Annotated in this window: 3 protein-coding genes; all 3 read left to right on the top strand. The window is 47.6% G+C overall.

Features of this window, described 5'->3' with window-relative positions; genetic code table 11:
* A partial coding sequence (locus NQ012_RS12740; protein ID WP_306440869.1) for a virulence factor TspB C-terminal domain-related protein occupies positions 1–1278 on the top strand: 1278 nt, incomplete at its 5' end.
* Positions 1279–1282: 4 nt separating this feature from the next.
* Entirely contained in the window at positions 1283–1576 is a 294-nt protein-coding gene (locus NQ012_RS12735; protein WP_257067947.1) for a DUF2523 domain-containing protein, read from the top strand.
* A 9-nt stretch (positions 1577–1585) separates the two neighbouring features.
* A complete protein-coding gene (locus NQ012_RS12730; RefSeq protein WP_257067946.1) occupies positions 1586–2731 on the top strand; it encodes a zonular occludens toxin domain-containing protein in 1146 nt (381 codons plus the stop codon).
* Positions 2732–3472: the final 741 nt, after the last annotated feature.

Here is a 3472-nt window from a genome sequence, read left to right as displayed (position 1 = left end):
AACCCGTCCAGCCCGCCAAGCGGAAACCCGTCCAGCCCGCCAAGCGGAAACCCGTCAAATCGCGGCGGTAATTTGGGCGGTGGCGGTTCTGGTGTTTTCGTGGCTGACGCTTCTTATGGTGATTCTGAGGCTGCGGCTTGTTTGGCTGCTTTGTCTGTTCGTAATTCTCGCGGGTCTGATTTTTACTTTAAAGGTGTTGTTCCTTACGGTCCTTCTAATCGTGCGTGCTCTTTTGGCAGCCGTTCTATGCGTTCTGATTGGTCTACTTCTTCTGTCGTTTCGGAGCTCTCTATTAGTTCTTTGAATGATTTGAGAGAAAAGAATTGTAGTAGTACATCTTTTAATAAATTTGATACTGGCTCCGGCACTTTTTCCGTGATTTGTACTAAAAAAGCCGACAAAACCCCTGATTCCAAGCCTAGTGTCGATTCTACGGAATCTGTCGATAAACCCGCTGATTCAGGCGGAAAAGACAAAACGGGCAAAGATAAGGGCAGCGATTCCAGCGGCGGGGATACCGTCAACGGCATACCGCGCGATAAAGGCAAACTCGGCGGGGACGGTTCGGGCGATTCCGACAAAACCGACAAGGATAAAAACGATGACGGCAAAGATGACAAAACATTATTAGACGGCATCTTAGACGGCATCAAAAAGCTGGGCGATAAAGTTTCAGACGGCCTTAATACTCTGGGCGGTAAACATGACGAAACCAATCAAAAGCTAGACGATAACGGTAAAAAACAAGACGAAACGAACGCCAAAATCGGCGAATCTAACACCCTGCTTGGCAAGGTTTTGGACGGCCTTAACGCTTTAACAGATGCAGTCAAGTCGGGTTTTGAAAAGTTGACGGGCAAAAAAGACGGTACTGCCGCGGGCGACAATGAGCTTGCGAATGGCGGCGGCGGCAGTACCGTCAACGTGCCGGGTCAGAATGGCAACGGCCAAAACGGCGGCGGAAAAGATGGCGTCGGGGAAAGCGGTAACGGCAGCGGTAGCGGCGGCGAATTGCAGGGCATAGGTGAAGGCTTTTTTGACGGCGTTACGATTCCTGAAAGGCAGGCGGGGCAGGGTCAAGGCGGCTGGCAGCCTGAATCTTTGGGCGGCGGCGGTGTGGGTTCTTGCCCTGCTCCAAAGGTTTTTCACATCGCTACTTATTCTGTTGAGTTGAGTTATGAGCTGCTTTGTCGTTTTCTCGAAATGGTGCGTTGGGCGGTTTTGCTGGGCTTTACCTTGTTCTCTGCGTTTATTGTTTTCGGTTCTTTGAGGGATTAAAAAAATGCCGTTTTTTCTTGCTCCGCTCGTTCCGCTTTTGGCTACGGTTCTGCGTATTTTTGTTGTACGCATGATTCTTGTGTCGGGTCTTTCAATCGTTACCTATGGCGGTTATTTGGTGGCTCTTTCCAAGTTTAAAGAGTATGTACAAAACTCGCTTAATAATATGCCGGCCGATATGTTCGCACTTCTTCAGATTGGCGGATTTATTGAAGGTATCGGTTATTTTCTCGGTGCGTTCACTTTTTGGGTTGGCATGAAAGCGACAAGTAAATTGGCTTTTATGCCTAAAGTTTAGGGGGTTTAAGTGATTATTTTAATTACTGGAAATATGGGGACGGGCAAAACTTCTAAGGTCGTTTCCATGATTTTGAATAATGAAGACGGTTTATTCAAAATGAAATTAGATGACGGCGTTGAAGTTCCTCGTCCTTTGTATTTCTGCCATATTGACGGCTTGGATAAGCGTAAATTTAAGGCGCATGAATTGACTGAAGAACAGATACAGTCTGCGCCGCTCTGTGAGCTTGTGCCGAAAGGGTCTGTTTTGATAGTCGATGAGTGCGATTATGCCTACCCTACCCGTTCTGCGGGTCGGGAAGTGCCGCCTTATATCAAAACGCTTAAAGAGTTGCGTCATCACGGTTTAACCCTGATTTTAATGACCCAAAACCCGATGATGATTGATCCGTATCTCCGCAATCTTGTTTCAAAGCATATTCATCTTGAGCGTAAGCCGCTAGGGATGCGTCAGTATTGGTGGTACAAGGCCGTTACGAACCTTGAAAACCCTGCTTCTGTAACGGGGGTGCAGTCTTCCACGTGGAAGCCGCCGAAAGATGCCTTTAGATACTACAAATCGTCCAGCCAACACGTTAATCTGCCTAAAAACCTGCCTTGGGTGGTTTGGGTACTTTTGCTGATTTTTGCTTTGATTGGCTGGAAAGGTTTTTCAGTCTATGGCAGCTATAAGCGGGCTATGCAACCACAATCGGCGGTAGCGGAATCTTCCGCTAACGTCTCGCCGGTTGATTCCGCGTTGCCTGCGCCTGCTGCGGCTAGTGAACCTTTCAAGGGTTTAAAACCTGAAATGTTTTATCCGTCGGTTTTGGAAAAACCCGAATCAAAGCCGCTTTATGACGAAGTTCGTCAGGTTAAAACTTTTGAGTATCCTGTTGCTTGTATCGCGGGCGGCTCTTCTGGCTGTACCTGCTACACGCATCAGGGGACTGCGATAAAAGAGATAACCAAAGCCACTTGTCAAAGCTACGTTAAAAACGGCCTGCCGTTTAATCCGTACAAAGATAGTCAAACCGCGCAAAATAGGCCGTCTGAAGCCGTATCAAGCCCCGCGCCTACCATTGGCGGCCAAACGCTCGTATTGGGCGGGAAAAGCCCGCCAAACCTGATGTATGATGGCTACGTTGAAGCAGGGGAACAATTCAGGCCATAAGAAAAGGCCGTCTGAAACAATTCAGACGGCCTTTATGTGGCGGGTGTCTATTGACTGATTAACATGATGACCGCTAAAATAATTCGCGTGTCAATGTTGACCGTCAAAAGCAATTTTCCCAATCTCAAGGTTATTTGCATTTTGAAACTCCTGCTAAGTTGATAACAAGGCAGAAAAGCAAAATCCCTAAGTGCCAGCTTGGGGATTTTTGCTATTCCCGCCTGCTGTTTGGGTTTAAATTGTCTGTTTAAATCTAAGTCATGCTGATTCCTTTCTGTTTCGTTTAAACTTCAAAGCGGCCATTCTTGGGAATGCCGGTTCGGGGTGGCGTATCAATCTCGGAGCTGGGTTTTTAGTGGCCTTTCTGTAAATTTAAGCGGTATTCTCGGTCGGCACGGCTGCGGGTTTGGCGTGCCTTAAGGCGGCTTAAAATATTTCAGCCTGAAAATCAACGGATAAGGCTGTGTAGATTTTTGTAAGCGCGTTAGCGGTTATAAAAATTTACATTGCCCCGTTTATTTTCAGGCTGAAATATTTTAAGTTGACTTAGCCAAACCAAAGCCGTGTCGTTCGAGAATGCCGCGTTTACAGACTGCAACGGTGGAAACCCTGCGGGTGCGGCGGCGGCCGCACAAATAATCTTCCACGCTGCGAAGCAGCCTCACGCGAAAGCGTGCAAAACGTTAGGCCGTCTGAAACGTGATTTCAGACGGCCTAATTTTTCATAAAAGCCCGATTATG

The organism is Neisseria dentiae (assembly GCF_024580525.1).
Lineage (GTDB): Bacteria > Pseudomonadota > Gammaproteobacteria > Burkholderiales > Neisseriaceae > Neisseria > Neisseria dentiae_A.
This window is presented reverse-complemented; position numbering and strand designations above follow the sequence as displayed.

What these genes read in the sequence shown, in the direction of transcription:
- NQ012_RS12735 (WP_257067947.1), top strand. Translation starts at nt 1,283, where the DNA reads ATGCCGTTTTTTCTTGCTCCGCTCGTTCCGCTTTTGGCTACGGTTCTG.